Source organism: Vibrio sp. QJM3NY_39 (assembly GCF_057785895.1).
Window position 1 is genome coordinate 1,230,265 of sequence record NZ_CM173506.1, and the last position, 19,700, is coordinate 1,249,964.

Sequence of the window (19,700 nt, forward strand, 5' to 3'; positions counted from 1 at the left end):
AAATGAATTGATGACTAAGATCAACTTAATTGTGTTCATTTGGTGGTTTTTGCAAAACAAAAGTTGAAAGGTTCAAAAATTATTGAATAATAGACTTAACTAAAATTGAAGCGCAAACTTCACTAAATTCGTACTGAAACAGGATCCATATCCAATGTCTAATTCGTTTGTTCTGGTTATTAACTCGGGTAGTTCTTCCCTTAAATTTGCTGTCATCGATTCTGTTTCTGGTGACGCAGTATTAAGTGGCTTAGGGGAGTGTTTTGGTCTTGAAGATGCTCGCATGAGCTGGAAGCATCAAGGTCAGAAAACAGAAATTGCTATTCAAGGCGAGGGTAACCACCACAAAATTGCCATTGGCAAATTGGTTGGCCTGATGGAAGACTTAGGCTTCACAGCTGATATCGTGGCGATCGGTCACCGTATCGTTCACGGCGGTGAGAAGTTCACTCAAACCGTTCGTATTACTGAAGAAGTAACGAGTGAGATTGAAAGCCTATCTGACTTAGCTCCACTTCATAACCCAGCAGGTGCTATCGGTATCCGTGCTGCAATTGAAGCTTTCCCTTCTCTACCTCAGTTCGCCGTGTTTGATACTGCTTTCCACCAAACGATGCCACAACGTGCATTTACAGGTGCAATCGCAAAAGAGCTATACACAGACTTCGGCGTTCGTCGTTACGGCTTCCACGGTACGAGCCACTACTTCGTTAGCCGTGAAGCTGCGAAAATGGTCAACAAGCCAGTAGAAGAATCGAGCTTCATCTCTGTTCACCTAGGTAACGGCGCATCTGTATGTGCTATCAAAGACGGTAACAGTGTTGATACTTCAATGGGCTTCACACCGCTTTCTGGCCTTATGATGGGCACACGTTGTGGTGACTTAGACCCTGGTATTATCGAATACCTACTTAAGAAAGGTTGGTCACAAGAGCAAGTATTTAACTCTCTAAACAAAGAGTCTGGCTTCCTTGGCGTGTCTGGTCTTACGAGCGATGCTCGTGGCATCTTAGAAGCAATGGAAGAGGGCCATGAAGGCGCTAAGCTTGCGTTTGAGGTGTTTACTTACCGCGTAGCTAAATACGTCGCTTCTTACCTTGCAACGCTAGACTCTTTAGACGGCATCATCTTCACTGGCGGTATCGGTGAGAACTCTCTACCAATTCGTCGTGAAATCCTAAACAACCTTAAGATTCTTGGTTTTGTTGAAGATGTAGCAGGCAATGAAGCCGCTCGTTTTGGCGCTGAAGGCATCATCGCTAAATCAGAAATGCTAGACGCTGTAGCAATGGTTATTCCAACCAATGAAGAATTCGTTATTGCTCAACAGTCGGTAGAGCTTCTGTAATCGAAGCAACTGCTTAAGAAACAATTGAAAAGCGAGCCTAAGTGGCTCGCTTTTTTGTGTTTAGTAAAGATGCATTTGAACGCTTTAACAGAGGGAATAGCCCATATGGTCAAACGCTTTTAGAACAGAGTTTCAATTACAACTCACTTGGTACTCTGGAAGAGTTAAGGTTATTTAACCTCTGAGCGGTAGTTTGGATCTGTCCAGCATCGAGGTAACTCTTCACCTGACATAAACACCAGTTCGGACTTTTTAAACATCTCAGGGTCTTGCTGTTCTTCGCCAGCTTGAAACCGACCTTCGATACTGTCCTGAAATAAGTTGGTTAATTTGGTCATTTCAGTAACATCTACGAGGTCACCGCTTTTTTTCTCTTTTAGAAACATCTTATTTACCCTCAATCTAATCGTTCACCCCTAATTATAATTGTTATTTTGAAAATGAGAGTCTTTTCAATTCCGCCACTCCTTGACTAAGCAGACCTCAGAGCTACGCTTATGATCATCGACAGATCAATCGATCAACAAACTCATCCTCAATAAATAAATGGAGTCGCGATGTCATCTGCCCACATTGCAAACAATCTCAGTGAACTCATCGGCGATACCGATCTTGTTAGAATCAATAGTCTTTCAGAGATATCAGGTTGTGAGATTCTTATTAAGTGCGAACACCAGAACCCGGGTGGTTCGATTAAAGATAGAGCGGCACTTCAGTTGGTTATGGATGCAGTAGAAGCCGGTAAGCTTAAGCCGGGAATGACAATCGTTGAAGGTACCGCAGGAAATACGGGGATCGGCCTTGCTCTAGTCGCTAAATCCCTTGGTTACAAAATGTTGGTGGTGATGCCAAAAGGGCAGGCACAAGAGAAAGAGCGCATGATCTCGCTTTATAATGCTGAACTGTTATTGGTCGACCCTTGTCCTTTTGCAAACCCTGAACATTTTTACCACACGGCTAAGCGGATTGGTGTCGAAAATGAGAATTATTGGTGGGCAGATCAGTTTGAAAATCTCAGTAATTATCGAGCGCACTATTTAAATACTGGACCGGAAATTTGGCAGCAAACCCAAGGGAAAATTGATGCTCTAGTTTCAGTGGTGGGGACTGGAGGAACCATTGCCGGAAACTCACACTATCTATCTGAGCAGCAACCCAACCTCGAAACTTGGTTAGTTGACCCAAATGGGTCCGGCATTTATTCGTTTCTACGTAATGGACACTATCAATCAACGGGAAGTTCGTTCACGGAAGGCATAGGGATCATGCGAACGGTTGAAAATTTCAGGCAAGCAAAAATCAATCGTGCCATCACGCTGCCCGATCAGGATTTGGTGACGATATCCCGCCTTGTTGCGGAGCATGACGGTATTCTTCTAGGAAGCAGTTCGTCATTGAACGTAGCAGGTGCGCTATACGCTGCGGCTAGAATGGGGAAAGGGAAAACCATCGTTACATTTAGCTGTGACCTTGCTGAGCGCTCGTATTCGAAGCTGCACAACGAAGCATTTCTGAAAGAAAAAGAGATACAGCTTAATAAAGAAAACCTTTCTCAACTATGGGCACGTTACCAAGCAGAAGATGGCAGCATGGTCGTCAACGTATAGTCGTTCTCAGTGAATACTAGCCAGTGGGATGCCTGCTCTTTCGTTAGCGATGGACATCCGTTAGCGCTAAACATCCGGTTATAGCCGTTATCACCAACCCCGGCACTATTGCTTGTTATTAGGGTAGTGAATCACATTATGAAATACGGCATTTCCTTCACCGATATTTTTGTAGCCATGGTTCTGGTTAGCATTAAAGCGAACGGCTTGCCCTGCTCGTAACGTATGCCACTCACCATCAAACATCACGGCCATCTCTCCTGAAATACATAAGATGTGCTCAGTGACGCCTGCGTTATGTGGGGCGGATTTATGTTGGTAATCGGGGGCTAGGGTGAGTTCGAATATTTCAAACCCTAGTGCTTCCTCAAAAGGAAACAACAAACTGACGAAAAAACCAATGTTGTATTCCTCATGCCTTAGTTCGCTTGCATCTCTGAATAAACTCGTCAGTTCACTGTTTGGGCTAGCCGCGATAAAGCTCGAAAGTGACACCTCGAACCCAGAAGCTATCTGCCAGAGCTTAGCGACTGTCGGGCTTGATTCTCCACGTTCAATTTGTCCTAACATTGCTTTACTCACGCCTGTTGCTTTCGCTGTTTTGTCTAAGCTCCAGCCTTTTTCTTGGCGAAGGCGTTTCAAGTTAACGCCGACTTTAATTTCTGTTTGCATATTTTCTCTACAAGTTTTTCAAAAATTAGTTGTGCGTTATAGCGCACGAGTGCTAAGTTCAGTCTATGGACGTTATAACGCACGAAGGAATAAATTAACATGACTAAGCTAAATAACGCACGAAGGAATAAATTAACATGACTAAGCTAAAATTTTCTCACGTCAGTACCGGCTTTATCGCTGTTTTCATTGGTTATGCGAGCGCCACGGCGATCATTTTCCAAGCGGCAATGAGTGCTGGAGCAACCGAAGAACAAGTGGCGTCATGGTTTTGGGCGTTGGGAATTGGCATGGGCGTAACCACGATACTGCTCTCGTTTCACTACAAGAAGCCTGTGGTTACAGCGTGGTCGACGCCTGGAGCTGCGTTGTTAATCACGTCTCTTGAAGGGCTGACAATGAATCAGGCCGTGGCCGTGTTTTTGTTCAGTTCGATGTTGATCACGTTAGTTGGATTAGCGGGGATATTTGAGAAAGTCCTAAAACAGATTCCAACATCGATTGCCTCTGCGATGCTCGCGGGGATTCTATTGCAATTCGGCTTGGGTTTATTCACGTCGTTAATGGAAGAGGTACAAGTCGTAGCGGTCATGCTCGCCGTATTTATTCTGGCGAAAGCGCGTTTAGGAAATTTACTGATCCCAAGCATTTTCATCATCGCATTGGTCATGTGTGTGGGGTTTGGCAAACTCGATGTCAGTCAGGTGACTATGGGATTAACGACCCCAGTGTTCATTTCGCCCGATTTTGAATTCTTTTCGTTGTTCAGTGTCGGTATCCCATTGTTTATAGTGACGATGGCTTCACAGAACTTACCGGGATTTTCGGTTCTAAAAGCGAACGGATACCAAGTCGATTCATCGAAGATCATTACCACTACCGGGGTGACAGGTTTGATCTTCGCACCGTTTGGTGGTTTTGCGTATAACCTTGCAGCGATTACGGGCGCTATTTGCATGGGCCCTAATGCGGATGGCAATCCAAAGACACGTTACATGGCGGGGATCTGTATGGGCGGGTTTTACTTGTTAGCTGGCGTGATGGGGATGTCATTTGTGTCGCTGTTTAGCGCTGTGCCCACCGAGATTGTCCTTGCGGTTGCTGGCTTAGCGGTGATGCCGACTTTGATGAATTGCCTTGCGGTATCAATGGCAGACAGTCACTACCGAGAACCCGCACTGCTTACTTTCTTATTGACTGCTTCTGGTACTAATTTACTGGGAATCGGCAGTGCATTTTGGGGTCTGTGTATTGGGTTGTTTTGTTGCTGGTTACACAATTACAAAGCTAAGTCGCGTGGAGCAAACAAGACTTCGCAAACTTCGTCGTAATGAGATAATGTCCCTAGTGAGCGAGGCCTTAAATTTATCAGTAGTCATCATGGTGCTCTGTACTTGGTACAAATATTCAGTTCGAACCAGCCTTAGGTTGTGATTGAGATAGTATTTTGCTACAAAACGCGCATAATCTCGCTATACAACATTTAAAGAAGAAATTACTTATGACTACCTTTCAATACTATTTTCATCAACTGCCTTGCTTCGACTGTAAAAAAACGACGGTAAGTACTGATCTTGGTTGGTTAACGCTTGCGATGAAAGAAGATGTGATAGCTCAACTGACAGCAACGCTTGCGCAAGGTGAGATTACACCTGATCTTTCAGCAAACGTGGTATGTACTAAAGAGGAAGCTCGTGAGTACCTATTGCTTAACTTCTTCGGTTATTCAGAAGAAGAGCTAGCAAGCGAAATTGAAGCGGATGATGAGAAAGAAGTCGCGGATGAAATCGCAGAGCTACTGGAAGAAGGCGAAGACACCATCACCTTCGAACATGAAATTGCTCTTCAGTGCTGTGCAGGTTGTGACGTTGTTGAAGACGAGTCAAACTAAACTCTTGTATTAAGGTTATTAAACCAAGTACTTGTAATAAAGTCAGTATGTTCATCATACCCATATGATGTTCAAATGATTAAAGGCGTTAGCGAATTGAAGTTCGCTAACGCCTTTTTTGTATCTCTACTTCTTATCTCTAAGCTGCATTAGATCCTATGATATTTTGCTTTCTATAATGCCTTTTTCGCTCAGTTGCGAAAGGATCTCTGCGGTCTTCTCTCTGAATAAATCTCTCAGTAGACGCACAGTAGGGGTGATGGATTGACGACTTGGGCATACTAACCACAACTCTGTAGGTGTTGGTTTAAATTCAGGAATGACTTTAACCACTTCGCCTGAAAGCAGATGAGGAGACATGTCTAGACAAGATTTTATTGCCACTCCTTTACCCGCGATACACCAACGTCTTACAAGATCAGCGTCGTTCGAGGCGCGGTTCCCTTTTAGTTTCACTTTATGATCTTGAGTGCCATCGTTGAATATCCACTCGTCTTGCAATATGTCATGAAGTTGGTAGAGCAAACCATTGTGTTGAGTTAAGTCACTCGGGCGTTTTGGTGTTCCCATTTCAGCCAAGTATTCAGGGGCCGCACACAATATTCTGGGTACATCGCAGATTTTAAAGCCATACATGTTGGCATCAGTCGGGGAGCCATAACGCAACGCCATATCAACAGAATCACGGTAAAAATCGATATTGCTATTGCTGATGCTAGTACGTAGTGCGGCGTTAGGGTATTCCAGTAAAAATTCATCAAGCCAAGGTGTGATTAAGTTTCGCCCTAGATCCGATGAAAGCGCGATACGAATTTCACCGTCAACAATACCGAGCTCCTCGCGCATGTTAAGCTTCGCTTGATCCAACATTTTCAACGCTTGTTCACATTCAGGCAGATAACGCTCACCCGCGGTAGACAACCTAAGGTGGCGCGTGGTCCTGACAAACAATTCAGCGCCTAACGCGGCCTCAACACGTTTCACGGCAGCGCTTGCGGTGGCAGTGCGCATATCAAGGTTGGTGGCTGCAGCGGTGATACTGCGAAACTCCGCCACTTTCAAAATGACCTGTAAGTCTTCAAGAAGCATGTTATCTACCTGTATTGAATTATGTTCTAAACATGGGGTTGGGATATTTCCCGATCACACTCTGCAAATGGGTTATCTCTACTTATCGCTTCTAAGTTAGCTTCAAACACTTAATTGTCAAAATTAATTTGATAATAATTCAAATGTGAAGCTGTTTTTCATTAGTAATTTTCTCACTATCATTTCCCCTATCGACAACGTAGCGCAGTACACAACGTATGGACGAAGCCTACGATCTAGGGGGATAAGATGACTAAGATAATCACAATGGGTGTAACGGATTTGTCGTTCCACCGTACGACCGCTTCATTGGTTGCCAATGTATTGAAAACCATGGGTTTTGAGGTAGAGCGTATATTCTCTCCACATCAAGAGAACTTTGAAAAGCTCAAAACAGGCCAAGTGGATATGCTTTCTTCTGCGTGGCTGCCATCAAGTCACGGTATCTACAAAGCGGGCGTTGAGGAAGTTGAGCCGCTTATCGAGCTTGGGCTTCATTATGAACCTTATGCCTTGTGGGGCGTACCAGACTATGTGCCTGAAGAGGTGGTTTGTGAAGTCTCTGATTTATTAAAAGCCGAAGTGATCGAGAAAATGAACTCGACCATCCAGGGTATCAACCCCGGTGCTGGTATCACACGCTTCTCTATCCAGATGATGAAAGACTATGGCCTGAGCGATGCTGGTTACCAGTTCTTTCCTGGCAGTGAAGACGATTGTTTCAGTGCCTTTGAAAGTGCGGTCGCAAACAAAGAGTGGGTGGTAGTGCCACTGTGGAAACCTCAGTTTTTGCACCATCGTTACGATATTCGAGAACTTAAAGAGCCTAAAGGCTTACTCGGAATCGTTGACAGAGCGGTACTGCTTTTAAGAGATGACAAGAAGCACTTGTTTAACGAAGAGCAGATTCAGAAGTTGGATTCCCTACGCTTCTCGAATGACATTATCGCCGAGCTGGATTACAAAGTTTGCCGTGAAGGTAAACCACAAGATCAAGTCACACATGATTGGTTGATTGAGAAAGGCCTGATTTAACCTCAATGTCGTTGGCAAGACCATTAGATTGTCGTGTTGCGCAGCAGCGGTAATACGATTGTCAAAAAATATTTGATAACCATTCAAAAGCTAGACTGTTTATCTAGAGTGAGAGTTCTCTAAGATTAACTCATCAAATTTAAGGAGAAAGCACCATGTCATTACCATCAAAAATGAAAGCTATCGGATTTACTCAATCACTTGCGATTACAGAGCAAGACAGTTTATTTGAGTTTGAAACGAGTCTGCCAGAACTAAAAAATAATGACTTGCTGGTAAAAGTGAGCGCGACTTCTATTAACCCTGCTGACGCAAAAATTCGTATTCGTAGTGCCAAGGATAAAACACTCGAACAACCTAAAGTGTTGGGTTATGACGCAGTCGGTGAAGTTGTTGGCAAAGGTGCTGACGTTGAAGGCTTCGAAGTCGGTGACCGTGTGTACTATGCGGGTGACGTAACACGTATGGGGGCTAACGCAGAATTCCAAGCTGTGGACTACCGTATTACCACTAAAGCGCCGAAGAGTCTTTCAGATGAAGCTGTAGCCGTTATGCCACTAGCAACACTTACCGCTTGGGAAGCATTGTTCGACCGCTTGCGTGTTCGCCCTGAAGAGAAAAAATCTATCCTGATCATTGGTGGAGCAGGCGGTGTAGGTTCACTTACGATTCAACTGGCTAAGCAACTGACCAACCTAAATGTTATCGCAACAGCTTCAAGACCTGAAACTGAACAGTGGGTAAGAGATATGGGGGCGGACTATGTGGTGAACCACCGTAACCTTGTCGAGTCTGTGCGAGAGCAAGGCATTCAACATGTCGACTACATCTTCAATGTTGCTGATACAAAAGGGCACTGGGATGCGATGGTTGAGCTGATTGCACCACAAGGCCTGATCAGTTCGATTGTAGAGTTCGATGGCGGGATTGACTTATCAGCGCTGCAAGGCAAATCAGCAGGCTTTATTTGGGAACTGATGTTTACACGTTCACTGTTCAACACCGACGATATCCAGAAGCAGCAAGACATCCTATTCCAAGCCGCGAATCTGATTGATGCGGGTCGTATTAAATCGACGCTGACCACGACCTTAAATGGCTTTAGTGTGGATACAATTAAAGATGCACACCAACGTATTGAAAGCAGTGCTTCTATTGGTAAAACAGCCATCAAATACTAATCGTTGACGGTTTAAATAGAAGAAGCCCTTGATATCTTGTTGTTAGTCAAAAAGGTATCAAGGGCTTTTGTTTGTTTTCGGTTTAGTCAGCTTCTGGTGATGGGATAGGTTGCGATGTTTTGAATTGAAGCTGTATTAGGTCTAGCTCAAAAGGCGAGGGCTGTTTGTCTGCAATCAAAAAGCCAATTTGCTTGATGTCTTGTGCCTTAAGTTCCGGGGCATCGCTCAGTAGCCGACCTCTGAACACCGCTTGAAAATCATTGAAGTGGAAGACCTTGTTTAGCTGCTCTCCCTTTATGGTATCGAAATCGTGTTTGTATTGAACTCGATTACCCTCCTTCCAAGTGGTGAACCTCAGTTGGTAGGTGCGACCATCACCAACGAATATCAGCTCTGCACTATCTATTTCATGGGCAGGTGATTCAATGGAGCGCTTTACAGAACTGAAACCACCATTATTTTCTAGCGAGAGCTCTCCCCTAAATCGACTCATGTTATTAAGATAAATGAGCTCGCCTGTTGAGATGCCGCCCATTACATCGTCGTTAGTCACTGTCCATTTTTGATGCTCACTAGCTTGTGTAAAGTCGATCATGTTTGTCCCTGTTGCATCTGCCTTAAGACTTAACGAATGTAGGCAGAGTAGAAGGAGTAAAGGTGTGATTAACCTAAGTGGTAACCGTGTTTTACATTTGGCTCCGTTCATGAATTTCTCCGCTCTTTCCCCGTAGGCTCAGCGTTGTTTACTCGATAGCGATGAATAACTTATGAAGAAGGTTCAGTTTCAAGCATAGCTAAACAACGCTTGATGAAGTCTTCATAGTTCGATGCTTTGTCGTATTCGATCTTCAATGAACCGTGGAACATTAGGGTCACGGTAACGTCTCGGTAGTTTAACCAACAGGTGTAACCATCGTAATCGTGCCACGCTACCATCTCGCCCAATTGATACTTGCTGTCCAATTGCTTGCCCGAAGAGCGAATGCAATCGAACACTCTGAGAAACTCTAAAATGGTGATTCTGTTGTCCATGTACCACTCCCGCTGCGTAGTCGATGAAAAATGCTAAGTGCTTGTATTCGAATTAACTACGGTTTGGTCCTGCATTGCGATCACAGTGGGGAGTCGAGTGTTCAATCACTTTAGCTGTTTGGCAAAAGGGCTAAGATAAACAGAAGAAAGGCGTTAGTAGACTTGAGTTTACTAACGCCTTTTTATTTAGTGTTTTTTATATTTAGTGTCTTTAGCTGGCTCTATGGAGTTTTAATTCAAACTATCAGTTAGAAATCATAGAGCACACCCGGATGCCTAGAAGTAATGAAACACTGGAGGCTTATGCATTAAGAAGTTTTGATGCGAGATGTTCCAAGCATAAGCGCCTGCTAGAGTGAACACCACATAGTCACCGATATCGACCTGCTCGATATGTTGATTTCGTGCCAGAACATCTTTTGGCGTACAAAGCTGTCCAACCAACGTGGCTGTGGCATGGTTTATCGGATGTGAAATCGTGGGTTGCTGATTACTTTTCACGATTGCAAAAGGGTGGTCATGGCTTTGCGCTGCCGGAGTACGGAAATGATGCGTGCCACCACGGGCAATCACAAAATGCTCGCCAAGATTTTGTTTAATATCCAAGACCTCCATTACGTAATAGCCACAAGGTGCAGAGATGTAGCGGCCACATTCAAAACGCAGCTTCCAATCTTGTAAATGTTCCTTGGAAATCAGGAACTCCAATTTGTCGCAAAACTCCATCCAAGGAAAATGTTGTTTAGGGTTTTGGTAATTGATCCCCATGCCACCACCAAGGTTGATGATCAATTCATCGAGTGAGAACGTTTTTTGCCACTCTTTAACCACTTGGAAATAGCGTTGCATCAAGGCGAGGTGGCGATCAACGTCGAGTTGATGTGACATCAAATGGAAGTGAAAGCCTTTCAGTTTGATTAACGGGAAATCACGTAAATACATCAGCGCGTTGTTTAACTCACTTTCATCTAAACCAAATGGGGTGGGCTTTCCGCCCATGGCTAATTTGCTAAGTGTGATGTCACCAATGTCTATGTTCATACGCAGGAAGATCGAAGCAGGTCGATTCAACTTTTGTGTTAAAGAACCAATGCGTTGTAACTCAGTGAGGCTCTCTACATGAATGGCATCGACATCGAGCTCAATCGCTTGCTCTAGCTCACTGGGCATTTTCCCCGGGCCACCAAAGATCAGTGGTTTGTCGAGTTGTTGTTGGTGGAGGTGTGTAAGCTCACCGCCTGATGCCGCTTCAAAACCATCAACATAAGGGGCTAAAGTGCGCAGTATTGGCGCAGAAGGATTTGCTTTCGCGGCATAAAATAGTTCGACGTTTTTCGGTAATACATGGCGCATCTGCTTAATGTGCAGCTCCAACGCATCGAGGTCATAAAGATAAGCACATAATGGTTGAGTTTGTTGCTTGGCCAATTGCTGTATTTCTTGATGGATAGAGGCAGAAAGTTGAGGAGAATTAAGCATGGTGAACTCCTTTTGAATGAGTTGGCCACGGTGCTGCAACTTGGGTGTAACCGGACTCTTTATCGGCATTTTGCATCAAACGTGTTGTGAAGTTATTTTTGCTTGGGAAATGACCATCGTTAAGCAATGCCATTAGTTCGGGTTGCTGACCATTGATCGACTGCCAGCGGACGATAGCGTCTTTTAAAGTTCCCCATAACGAGCTCTCAAGTGCCGAATTACCCTCAGCGATAAAGAAAATGGCCTCACTGATATTGTTTATGAAGGTGCAATAGCCAATACGGTTCCAACCTTGCTCACGACTGTAGTACACCGATTGACGAGCACGTTCTGAAAGTTGCTGAAGTGTTTCTGATGGCCAAAACTCTTGTAGTAGCTTGGTACCTTCTAAGTCTCGAATCCATACACAGCAAGGCATGCCTTTTTCAAATCCAATCAACGTATTTTGTAAATGAGGTTCAAACGCAACCCCATGTTTGAAGTAGTAGTTAAAGACGCCCGGAATCAAACAATGCAGATAGCGCTCAAACCACAGCGTGGCGATATTTTCATATTGGGATTGTGTTGTTTGCGCTTTTTGTTTGAGTTGAGTGGCGATGCAACTGTTCCCGTCTGTATCGTAAGCAAAGAGGGCACCCGCTAACGTTGGTTGCAAAATATCGGTTTCGCTTAAGGTGAAATTCTCTCTATACAAAATACCAAACGACTCTCGAGCCTTAATAACATCCGCATGTTCTTGTTCAGCCATAGATTCTAGATTCAATGTGGTTGCGTAAGGTTCTGTCATTACTTTGAATACTGGATTACGTAACTGTTCACTCTCCTTGATGGGATGCAGAATCGAGGTTAATTGAACGGCACTATCGAGCTCATACCATGCGTTTTTACGTACGCAGTTAGTTAAACGTACATTGATAGAGAATTTAGCAAACCAATCCATATCTGGGTGGTACAGAGTGCGCACGGATGAAGTGGGTAAGAGTTTTTCACCACCTAATCCAAGCGGGATGATTTTGCCTTGTTCAATGGCCGTTTTGACCACTGGGTTTTGCAAAAGTGTGTAAACTTCCCAAGGGTGACAAGGGTAAAGCATGGTACCTGCTGAATTGTTTTCATCAGGTGCAAGTTGTTCAAGCATGGTCGTTGGTGAGGTTCGGTTATCTGAACTCAAGACGTCGAGCAACGTAGTGTCGACCTTAAACCAATACAGGGGAACCTTAGCGCCAACCTCAGGGGAACACGCGAGCAGATCATCGATACTGACACCTGAACGACTCTTTGGCGTTGGATGAAAAGTATGTCCCCAAAGTAACGATTGCTCTGATGCGATAAACGCGTTGTGATGCTGAGGTGAGTTGTCTGAGTTTAGGAACTGCTCGGTAATCAACAAACTGTTTTCCATTTGCTCGACCAACTCGTGATTGAATGGAATCGTCAGCATTTCTTTTAGGTAACTGAGTAGAAGCGTCAGGGTTTGAGTTGCGTCCAATTTGCACCAAGCTGCACCGGGCATTTTAGCCCAAGGTGTATCACTGAGCTTCACTTTCCCCAGTTTACTGGTGTACTCAACGGGTAAAACCATCAGACCATTTTTCTGAGGTTGATCTTGGTGAGGTAGGTGAATGGCCACGCGTTGGTGAGCGTTGTAGTTTCTTTTCAAAGTTTGAGGAAGAGAGGCCGAACTGTAGCGCCAATTAACCTGCTTCTTTGGTATCGCGTATTCACGTAGGTAACAGTTCACCACGCCCGTGATGGTATTGAGTTGGGCTTTTTCTCGGTTTAGCAGTACTTTTTTACGACTTTGAAGAACTTGGTCTTCAGCGTAATGTTCACTTGGAGATAATTGAGTCTGTAACATGTTGATGTCCAAATTTTGAATGGATGATCAGCGCGATAGCAGTAATGCCACTGACCAACATAGAAAGTATGAAAGGAACCTCAAGCCAGCCCAAGCTTGATATGAAAGACGCGCTCAATCCAGCCGCAACGCCACCCCATTTAGACATGGCATCAAAGCGCGAAAATACTTTGCCGCTTTGTCGTCGATCAATTTGGTTTGCTAACACTTGATGCAAGCCGTGATAACAGCAAACCATGCCAAGCCCGAAAACAATACGAGCAATAATCAATACTTCTTGATAAGAAGTGAGATGCATTGCGGCACTCAGTGAAAGCAAACCAAAGCCTAGCCATAAAGTACGCTGCGCTTGATTGCGTTCAAGCTGATGGCGATCAACCCATTCTGAGAACAGATGAACTTTCCCTGCAAAGAGCAGATAAACACCATGTGGGAGGGCATATAAAAATCCAATCCACGCTTGGCTTGTCACGCCATATTGCTGCACATAAGGCGAGAAATAGGGGAACGTGACGACCATGGCGAAAGCAAAGCTGCACTGCGCGCCAAACACCCAATAAAGAGTATTTAACGATTTGGTTTGGCTGCTTTGAGCTTTATTCGATACCTGATCTTTTACAATCCCCTTCGATTTCGCTAAGTCATCGATGGGTAATGTTAAGGTGATCAATAGCGCGAATAGCGGCAAAGCGGACAGCCACAGATACGCGTTCAGCGGGTTTGTTTCTGATAAGCTCCAGCCAAGCCCTATCGGAGCAATAATTAGCGCCAGACGAGCAGAAAGCTGAGTTTTATTGAGTGACTTACCGAGTGATTTTGCATCCTTGATTTGGCTGGATAAGTAGCTGTTTGAGGCGGCCATGGTGCCACCAAAGGTTCCTTGAACGAGAAGACCAAACACAAACATTGAGAGATTATCGGCTAAGCCACACAGCGCGAAGCCTGCTGCAAGCCCGAGTTGAGCACGTAATAGAGAGCGACGTCTGCCATATTTATCAGCAAACTGCCCCCAAAAGCGCGCCGCAACGGCAGTGCAAAAGGTCGGCAAAATGAACAGTACCCCCGCCCAATCCGAAGTAATGTTTGCATCCAGTGTTGGCAATACCATTGGTAAAAACAGCGGCATGCCTAAGGCTGCAAACGCGGCGATAAAGTGGCTTAAAAGCACACAATAGATGAGTTTGGTCATGATGGGTTAACTCACGCTCTGCTTGATGTCTTCAAGGTAAGCGTGTTGTGCTTCTTCGCTGGTTAGCAATAAAAAGTTCGGTGCCGACAAGCCATAGAACTTATTGATATCGCTTGCGCCAGACGCCTCTTTAGACAATAAGCTACCCGAGCTCAATAGATACTTAGCGTATAGGTTAGGTGATTCAAACAACATCTCGTTTGCAAGCTTGGTGTTGTGTCCTCGTTTGTCCAACTGGCTAAGCTGTTGGGAGAGGCTATTGGCGACCATTTCATACAGATAAGCTGAAGTGGCGATTCCTTTCGTCGCCATTGCTTCCACAATTGCGGCAATGTCTAACTGCAAAGTAATAGTGGTAAACATCTGACCAAGAGCAAGCTCGTTATCTACAGTGATACGTTGATCTAAAAGGTGATCGCATTTTACGGGCGATTGTTGCTCAAACGTTTGGAAACGCTCTGGCCAAATACGCGCTGCATCGTTGTCTTTCATGGCTAAGGTCATCTTGCCTTGCTCATCGAATGCAATGATGGCGTTTTGTTGGTTAGACTCCAAAGCGATACCGTAACGAATCCACAATGTAAGGTGCACTTTGCAAAGCAGATCAACGTAATCTTTAAACCAAGTCAGTGTATCTTGCTGATAATACTGTTCGGCGAGGTGTTCCAAGAACAAGCGTCCATCAGGCATTGGACTGGCAAGGGCGGCCACAGGCACCAGTGCTTTGTCTTGGAAGTAACTTTGCGGGTATTCGCGCACAATGTAAGCAAAGGTTTTATCGTCTCCAACGTGGCCGCCATGTTTCTCATAACAATGGAAAAACGTGCCGTGTAAGTCTTGATCTGTTTGCTCTAAGTGCGTCAACAAACGTTCAAACCAATGCCCATCATAGAGCGTAGATGGTTTGATTAGGCGAATGTTTTTAGTACCCAAAGATCGCATGATCAGCGGCACCTTGATGTGGATCTGTGGTGCTTGATTCACGACCACAGTGCGCACTGACAGGGTAGGAGTCACCTCAAGACACGCAACTGGCGCTTCAATGACACCGTCAGGAATTTCATCAAGACTTCTTAGTGTTAATGGGTGTGCGGGGAATAACTCATGGCTAAGAGCAAAATCGGCGGGCAGACCCACTTGCTCCATCGTTGGCCAACATTCTGGTTGTGGACTGGTCAATGTAACGAGTGACTTCTCGATTGCGAGCCAACGAAGTTCAAAGCTTTGTGCAAATTCTGGCGCGAATTGCTCTAGGTCGTGATCGCTTAAACCGAACTTAGCACGTGCTGTCGGGTAGTAAGGGTGGTCAAGATAGGATGCGATTTGATCGGCACGTAATAGCTTTTTCTCCCAACGTTCTAGTTGAGAAATCGGCTGCAAGAGTGATTCGGATTGCTGACTGAAGGCGCTGTCACACAATCCTTTGTGTTTTTCTGCGCATTTGAGTTCTTGCAAATAACCATCTAATAACGAATGCGAGCTTTCGTGAGCACTTGCTTTCAATAATTCAATCCAATCTTGATAGTACTGCTGGCTTTCAACGACACCATTTCTCTCGATGAACCAACCATCACCTTCCGAGCCATCTGGTTGGCCGTATACCCAACGCTGCATGTAATAGCTGGGAGTAACGGGCAGGTAGAGTGTAAAGTCTAAACCCGTAAAAATAGCCCAAATTTGATTACGAGGATAAGAAGATAACTTGAGTGCACTCGGGAGCTGAGACTCAAATCGGCTTTGAGAAACTAATCCGAACAAATCTTCACGCAAGCAAGTATCGATTAGTCGCTGAGTGAGGTATAACGCGTTTTCATTCATGCTGTTACCTCGCTTGTTGCTGTTAGATTGAAGCGAGAGATTGCCTGTTGTAGCGCGGGTTCTAGTGTTCGACCAGAAGGAGAAACGACCGAAATTCTCGCTAAGTAATCCTTGTTGGAATAGCTTTGTTGGAACGTATCACCAACCTTTTTAAGCACTTGCTGCTGAATGACAATATCGCCCTCTTGGTGAATGAAAGAGGTTGATGACCCTTCAATTAAACCGCTTTGTTTGGCCACTACATAGTGCACAAGGGCACTGCCATCAATACGAAATGTAGGATCAAGCTTGTGACCCAAGTGAAGGCTTAAGATGGTATTGAACCAATTCCCACCACTAAGGTTATCAAGCAAAAACTCTCGTCCATCACCAATACTTCGATAGTTGATTTCGACCAGTACCGGCCCCGAATCTGTGATGATGAATTCGCTATGACAGACACCAAACCCCACCCCGAATTCTTGAAGCTGACGTATACATTCATCACGGTAGTGAACGCTGTTAACACCATTCCAACTCGCAGCGGTTTCGATGAAGTAGGGTGGTGCTGAGAGCTCTACATCAAACCCACCAAGCGCGACCAAATGATCCCCGTCGCCAATGGTTTCGACAGTAATCAATGGGCCTTGCAAAAACGCCTCAACCAAGATGGGAGTAGTAGGGTGCCTTTGCCAAAACGTATCGCAATAGTTATCCAGCTCAGCCGCAGAATCGCAGCGCTGCACGTCTAAACTAGCCACGCCTTCCTTGGGCTTCGCAACGACAGGAAAATCGAAATCTAATACAGGAGCGCTCTCTCGACTTAACAAAACACTTCGAGTATTAGGTAACGATTTTTCGTTGAGAACCTGACGAGTTAAGTATTTGTTTTTCGCCTTAATCGTCACGTTCCAATCTTTAGCGGGTAAACCAAAGAACTGTGCACAGATTGCAGTGGAAGTTTGTAGGTGGTCGCTATTACTGAAAACAGCATGAGGTGCTAGATTTTTCTCGGTGATGATTTCGATGAGTTCAAGAGGGTTGAAGACATCGCATTCTAAAATTTCATCGGGATTAAAGCGTTCATCATCACTGCTCAATTTCAGGTGATTGAGCTTGTGATCTGTGATCAAAACGACGTGAAGACCCATCGCCTTTGCGGTAGGTACGAAGCCGTGAGTGACTGCATCATTCACGACGTGACTTACGATAATAATCGTAGATTTCATGGGGCTTTCCTAATTTTAAAACGTTGTTGTCGCCTGCTCACAACTCGCTTTCAAGTGCTCTCTTTCGGGGTTAAAAGAAAGAGAATTTTTCTATCTTATTGTTTTTATTGATTCTTATGTCATTAGTAGTGTTGCATATTGCAAAGCAAATATAGATCAAAAAATATATATTGCAAATATAAATGATATTTGTTCTTATTCGCAATATTGTTATTTTATAAACTAAAACGGAATTAGAAAATGAACATGAGATTGACCTTGTCCCCTCTTGCTTTGGCAATTGGCGGAGCCTTGGCGGCGGTGGCTGGTGTGTCAACTGCAGTGGCGGAAGAACAAGCCACTGTAGATGAAACAGTGCAAATTATTGGCCATCAATACGAAGGTTATGCAGAGCATATGCCTCAGTCAGGAACCAAAACGGATGTCGAGTGGTTAGATGTGCCACAAGCGGTATCGGTTGTTACAAAGACAGAAATGGAAGACCGTGGCGCGGTACGTTTAGTGGATGCACTTGATGGTGTCGCAGGGGTTAACAATACCCTGGGTGAGGGAAGCCGAGACCAATTTGTGATTCGTGGTTTTGATGCACTCAACGATATCTACCGTGATGGTATGCGTGATGACGGGACTATGCAATCGTACCGAAGCCTAGCGAATGTCGAACGTGTCGAAGTGGTAAAAGGCCCTGCGGGCGCACTTTATGGCCGAGGCTCCGCGGGCGGTATCATTAACTTGGTCACCAAGCGAGCTAACGGTGATAACTTCACCAACGTAAATGGCAGTGTTGGCAGCAACAATTTGTTTGTTGGTCAAGTTGATAGTTCGATGGCGTTTACTGACAAGGTCAGTGGTCGTATCAACGTGGAAAGTCGACAGTCTGATTCCTATGTAGACCATGTCGACTCTAATGATTTCTTTATTGCGCCAACAATTCGAGTGATGCCTTCTGATGGACACATTATTGATCTCGATGTCGAATATGCTCACCAAGAGTTGGTGCCATATCGTGGTGTTCCATCAAAGAATGGTAAGCCTGTCGACGTCTCTGAAAGCACGTTTTACGGTGGCACGAACGATTATCAAGAGTCGGACAGCATTCGTGTTGGCGTTAATTATGAATGGCTTTTGAATAGCGAATGGGCATGGACAAACCGCGCAGCATACAACCATATCGAACTTGAGCAAAAGGGTACACGCCAAGGGACGGTAACTGGGAATGGAGTATCTCAGAGTGTAAATAACCTCGGTTACGACCCTCGTACCACGACGACTCTTCAATCTGAGCTAGTTTGGGAAACGGATTCGAACCAAATGATGATCGGTGCGGATTATAATCAGATCAATATCGACCTAATGCTCGCAAGAGATGAAACCTTACCTCCGAAAGATATCTATAACCCTGTAGCAGGCCCAACGCCTGATCCGGGGTTTAAACCTTCCCGCGACAACACCACAACGACCACTGGCGTTTACATTCAAGATGTTTATACCTTTGGTGATCTTTCAGTGATCGGCAATGTGCGTTACGACTCGATGGAGCTTGAACAGCAAAAAGCGGGCTCAGCAAAAGAGAATCTAGACGATGACAAAGTGAGCTACCGTGGTGGTTTGGTCTACCGTCTCAACAATGATATGTCAGTGTACGCAAGCTTAGCTCGCTCATGGCAATTGCCTTACTCGGGTATTTATATCAATCCTAAATTGGCTGAATTCTTCCATACGGATCTAAAAGAAGTGGGTGCAAAAGCTTACTTACTAGATAACGCCTTGATGCTTAATGCCGCGGTCTTCCAAATTGATCAAGAGCAACCAGAAACGAATATAGACGGAGACGTTGTTAACAAGATCGAAGCTCGCCACCAAGGTATTGAGCTAGAAGCTCGCGGTCAATTTACTGAGCAGTGGGATATTTCTGTGGGTTATAGCTACCTCGATGCAGAAAACAAAGAGACAGGCAAAAAGCCGAACGATGTGTCTGATCACCTGTTTTCGCTTTGGAGCACTTATCAGCTAGACGATAACTGGCGTTTAGGTGGTGGCGTGAAATACGTAGGTGACCGTTACGCGGGTAATGATGAAGCTGTAGCGTTGGGTGACTACACTACGGTTGACTTGATGGCAGCTTACACCACGGGTCGTCACAAAGTTCAAGCGAACGCTTACAACGTGCTTAATGAGGAATACATTCTGGGTGCAACCAACGGCACGTCGGGTACTAATCAGATTGGTTACGGAGCACCAGCCGAATTTATGCTCAGCTATGGCTATCAGTTTTAAAAGTTAATTCAGTTCT

The 19,700-nt window shown here is 44.9% G+C and carries 17 protein-coding genes; 7 read left to right on the top strand and 10 right to left on the bottom strand.

All coding sequences use genetic code 11. The features are described from left to right. Positions 1–154: 154 nt before the first annotated feature. Positions 155–1,348, top strand: a complete 1,194-nt coding sequence (locus AC3CHU_RS21380; protein WP_017081950.1) for an acetate/propionate family kinase — start codon at positions 155–157, stop codon at positions 1,346–1,348. Positions 1,349–1,518: 170 nt separating this feature from the next. Here AC3CHU_RS21380 and AC3CHU_RS21385 read toward each other — a convergent pair whose 3' ends face one another. Then, entirely contained in the window at positions 1,519–1,734 is a 216-nt protein-coding gene (locus tag AC3CHU_RS21385; protein WP_004731730.1) for a hypothetical protein, read from the bottom strand. A 171-nt stretch (positions 1,735–1,905) separates the two neighbouring features. Here AC3CHU_RS21385 and AC3CHU_RS21390 point away from each other — a divergent pair, with 171 nt between their 5' ends. Beyond that, positions 1,906–2,955, top strand: coding sequence for a cysteine synthase A (locus AC3CHU_RS21390; RefSeq protein ID WP_479295059.1), 1,050 nt, complete (start codon positions 1,906–1,908; stop codon positions 2,953–2,955). Between the two features lie 105 nt (positions 2,956–3,060). On the opposite strand, the gene AC3CHU_RS21395 is transcribed toward AC3CHU_RS21390, so the two are convergent. Next, the gene (locus AC3CHU_RS21395) at positions 3,061–3,627 is read right to left on the bottom strand and encodes a helix-turn-helix domain-containing protein (protein ID WP_171308381.1); all 567 of its coding nucleotides are present in this window, start codon (positions 3,625–3,627) and stop codon (positions 3,061–3,063) included. A 137-nt stretch (positions 3,628–3,764) separates the two neighbouring features. Here AC3CHU_RS21395 and AC3CHU_RS21400 point away from each other — a divergent pair, with 137 nt between their 5' ends. Further along, entirely contained in the window at positions 3,765–4,958 is a 1,194-nt protein-coding gene (locus tag AC3CHU_RS21400; protein WP_488525619.1) for a benzoate/H(+) symporter BenE family transporter, read from the top strand. 170 nt (positions 4,959–5,128) lie between these two features. Then, positions 5,129–5,518 (top strand): hypothetical protein, encoded by a 390-nt coding sequence (locus tag AC3CHU_RS21405; protein WP_488525620.1) that lies wholly within the window; start codon positions 5,129–5,131, stop codon positions 5,516–5,518. Between the two features lie 156 nt (positions 5,519–5,674). Here the strand turns inward: AC3CHU_RS21405 and AC3CHU_RS21410 are convergent, their stop codons facing one another. Then, on the bottom strand, positions 5,675–6,607 hold the full coding sequence (locus tag AC3CHU_RS21410; protein ID WP_488525621.1) for a LysR family transcriptional regulator: 933 nt from the start codon (positions 6,605–6,607) through the stop codon (positions 5,675–5,677). Between the two features lie 267 nt (positions 6,608–6,874). Here AC3CHU_RS21410 and AC3CHU_RS21415 point away from each other — a divergent pair, with 267 nt between their 5' ends. Both AC3CHU_RS21415 and AC3CHU_RS21420 read left to right on the top strand, forming a co-directional pair. Further along, entirely contained in the window at positions 6,875–7,642 is a 768-nt protein-coding gene (locus AC3CHU_RS21415) for a glycine betaine ABC transporter substrate-binding protein (RefSeq protein ID WP_488526322.1), read from the top strand. A gap of 155 nt (positions 7,643–7,797) precedes the next feature. Then, a complete protein-coding gene (locus tag AC3CHU_RS21420; RefSeq protein ID WP_488525622.1) occupies positions 7,798–8,823 on the top strand; it encodes a zinc-binding alcohol dehydrogenase family protein in 1,026 nt (341 codons plus the stop codon). Between the two features lie 82 nt (positions 8,824–8,905). On the opposite strand, the gene AC3CHU_RS21425 is transcribed toward AC3CHU_RS21420, so the two are convergent. The 7 genes from AC3CHU_RS21425 to AC3CHU_RS21455 all read right to left on the bottom strand — a co-directional run bounded on the left by AC3CHU_RS21425 (position 8,906) and on the right by AC3CHU_RS21455 (position 17,407). After that, entirely contained in the window at positions 8,906–9,529 is a 624-nt protein-coding gene (locus tag AC3CHU_RS21425) for a CIA30 family protein (protein ID WP_488525623.1), read from the bottom strand. A gap of 59 nt (positions 9,530–9,588) precedes the next feature. Continuing rightward, positions 9,589–9,855: a DUF3081 domain-containing protein gene (locus AC3CHU_RS21430; protein WP_065207052.1), complete on the bottom strand. Its 267-nt coding sequence runs from the start codon at positions 9,853–9,855 to the stop codon at positions 9,589–9,591. Positions 9,856–10,131: 276 nt separating this feature from the next. Further along, on the bottom strand, positions 10,132–11,334 hold the full coding sequence (locus AC3CHU_RS21435; protein ID WP_065207053.1) for a type III PLP-dependent enzyme: 1,203 nt from the start codon (positions 11,332–11,334) through the stop codon (positions 10,132–10,134). Continuing rightward, positions 11,327–13,192 carry an IucA/IucC family protein gene (locus AC3CHU_RS21440; RefSeq protein WP_488525624.1) on the bottom strand — a complete coding sequence of 622 codons (1,866 nt, stop codon included), beginning with the start codon at positions 13,190–13,192 and terminating at the stop codon, positions 11,327–11,329. The genes AC3CHU_RS21435 and AC3CHU_RS21440 overlap by 8 nt, the downstream gene beginning before the upstream one ends. Next, positions 13,164–14,381: an MFS transporter gene (locus AC3CHU_RS21445; protein ID WP_488525625.1), complete on the bottom strand. Its 1,218-nt coding sequence runs from the start codon at positions 14,379–14,381 to the stop codon at positions 13,164–13,166. Before AC3CHU_RS21445 ends, AC3CHU_RS21440 begins: the two co-directional genes overlap by 29 nt. Positions 14,382–14,387: 6 nt before the next feature. Continuing rightward, positions 14,388–16,199, bottom strand: coding sequence for an IucA/IucC family protein (locus tag AC3CHU_RS21450; RefSeq protein ID WP_488525626.1), 1,812 nt, complete (start codon positions 16,197–16,199; stop codon positions 14,388–14,390). Beyond that, positions 16,196–17,407, bottom strand: a complete 1,212-nt coding sequence (locus tag AC3CHU_RS21455) for an ATP-grasp domain-containing protein (protein ID WP_488525627.1) — start codon at positions 17,405–17,407, stop codon at positions 16,196–16,198. Before AC3CHU_RS21455 ends, AC3CHU_RS21450 begins: the two co-directional genes overlap by 4 nt. A gap of 240 nt (positions 17,408–17,647) precedes the next feature. Between AC3CHU_RS21455 and AC3CHU_RS21460 the strand changes: the two genes are divergently transcribed. Then, on the top strand, positions 17,648–19,684 hold the full coding sequence (locus AC3CHU_RS21460) for a TonB-dependent receptor (RefSeq protein WP_488525628.1): 2,037 nt from the start codon (positions 17,648–17,650) through the stop codon (positions 19,682–19,684). The last annotated feature ends 16 nt before the right edge of the window (positions 19,685–19,700 follow it).

Bases quoted from the DNA above. Each gene is read 5' to 3' on its own strand.
- AC3CHU_RS21380 (WP_017081950.1), top strand. From the start codon at position 155: ATGTCTAATTCGTTTGTTCTGGTTATTAACTCGGGTAGTTCTTCCCTT.
- AC3CHU_RS21385 (WP_004731730.1), bottom strand. From the start codon at position 1,734: ATGTTTCTAAAAGAGAAAAAAAGCGGTGACCTCGTAGATGTTACTGAA.
- AC3CHU_RS21390 (WP_479295059.1), top strand. From the start codon at position 1,906: ATGTCATCTGCCCACATTGCAAACAATCTCAGTGAACTCATCGGCGAT.
- AC3CHU_RS21395 (WP_171308381.1), bottom strand. From the start codon at position 3,627: ATGCAAACAGAAATTAAAGTCGGCGTTAACTTGAAACGCCTTCGCCAA.
- AC3CHU_RS21400 (WP_488525619.1), top strand. From the start codon at position 3,765: ATGACTAAGCTAAAATTTTCTCACGTCAGTACCGGCTTTATCGCTGTT.
- AC3CHU_RS21405 (WP_488525620.1), top strand. From the start codon at position 5,129: ATGACTACCTTTCAATACTATTTTCATCAACTGCCTTGCTTCGACTGT.
- AC3CHU_RS21410 (WP_488525621.1), bottom strand. From the start codon at position 6,607: ATGCTTCTTGAAGACTTACAGGTCATTTTGAAAGTGGCGGAGTTTCGC.
- AC3CHU_RS21415 (WP_488526322.1), top strand. From the start codon at position 6,875: ATGGGTGTAACGGATTTGTCGTTCCACCGTACGACCGCTTCATTGGTT.
- AC3CHU_RS21420 (WP_488525622.1), top strand. From the start codon at position 7,798: ATGTCATTACCATCAAAAATGAAAGCTATCGGATTTACTCAATCACTT.
- AC3CHU_RS21425 (WP_488525623.1), bottom strand. From the start codon at position 9,529: ATGAACGGAGCCAAATGTAAAACACGGTTACCACTTAGGTTAATCACA.
- AC3CHU_RS21430 (WP_065207052.1), bottom strand. From the start codon at position 9,855: ATGGACAACAGAATCACCATTTTAGAGTTTCTCAGAGTGTTCGATTGC.
- AC3CHU_RS21435 (WP_065207053.1), bottom strand. From the start codon at position 11,334: ATGCTTAATTCTCCTCAACTTTCTGCCTCTATCCATCAAGAAATACAG.
- AC3CHU_RS21440 (WP_488525624.1), bottom strand. From the start codon at position 13,192: ATGTTACAGACTCAATTATCTCCAAGTGAACATTACGCTGAAGACCAA.
- AC3CHU_RS21445 (WP_488525625.1), bottom strand. From the start codon at position 14,381: ATGACCAAACTCATCTATTGTGTGCTTTTAAGCCACTTTATCGCCGCG.
- AC3CHU_RS21450 (WP_488525626.1), bottom strand. From the start codon at position 16,199: ATGAATGAAAACGCGTTATACCTCACTCAGCGACTAATCGATACTTGC.
- AC3CHU_RS21455 (WP_488525627.1), bottom strand. From the start codon at position 17,407: ATGAAATCTACGATTATTATCGTAAGTCACGTCGTGAATGATGCAGTC.
- AC3CHU_RS21460 (WP_488525628.1), top strand. From the start codon at position 17,648: ATGAACATGAGATTGACCTTGTCCCCTCTTGCTTTGGCAATTGGCGGA.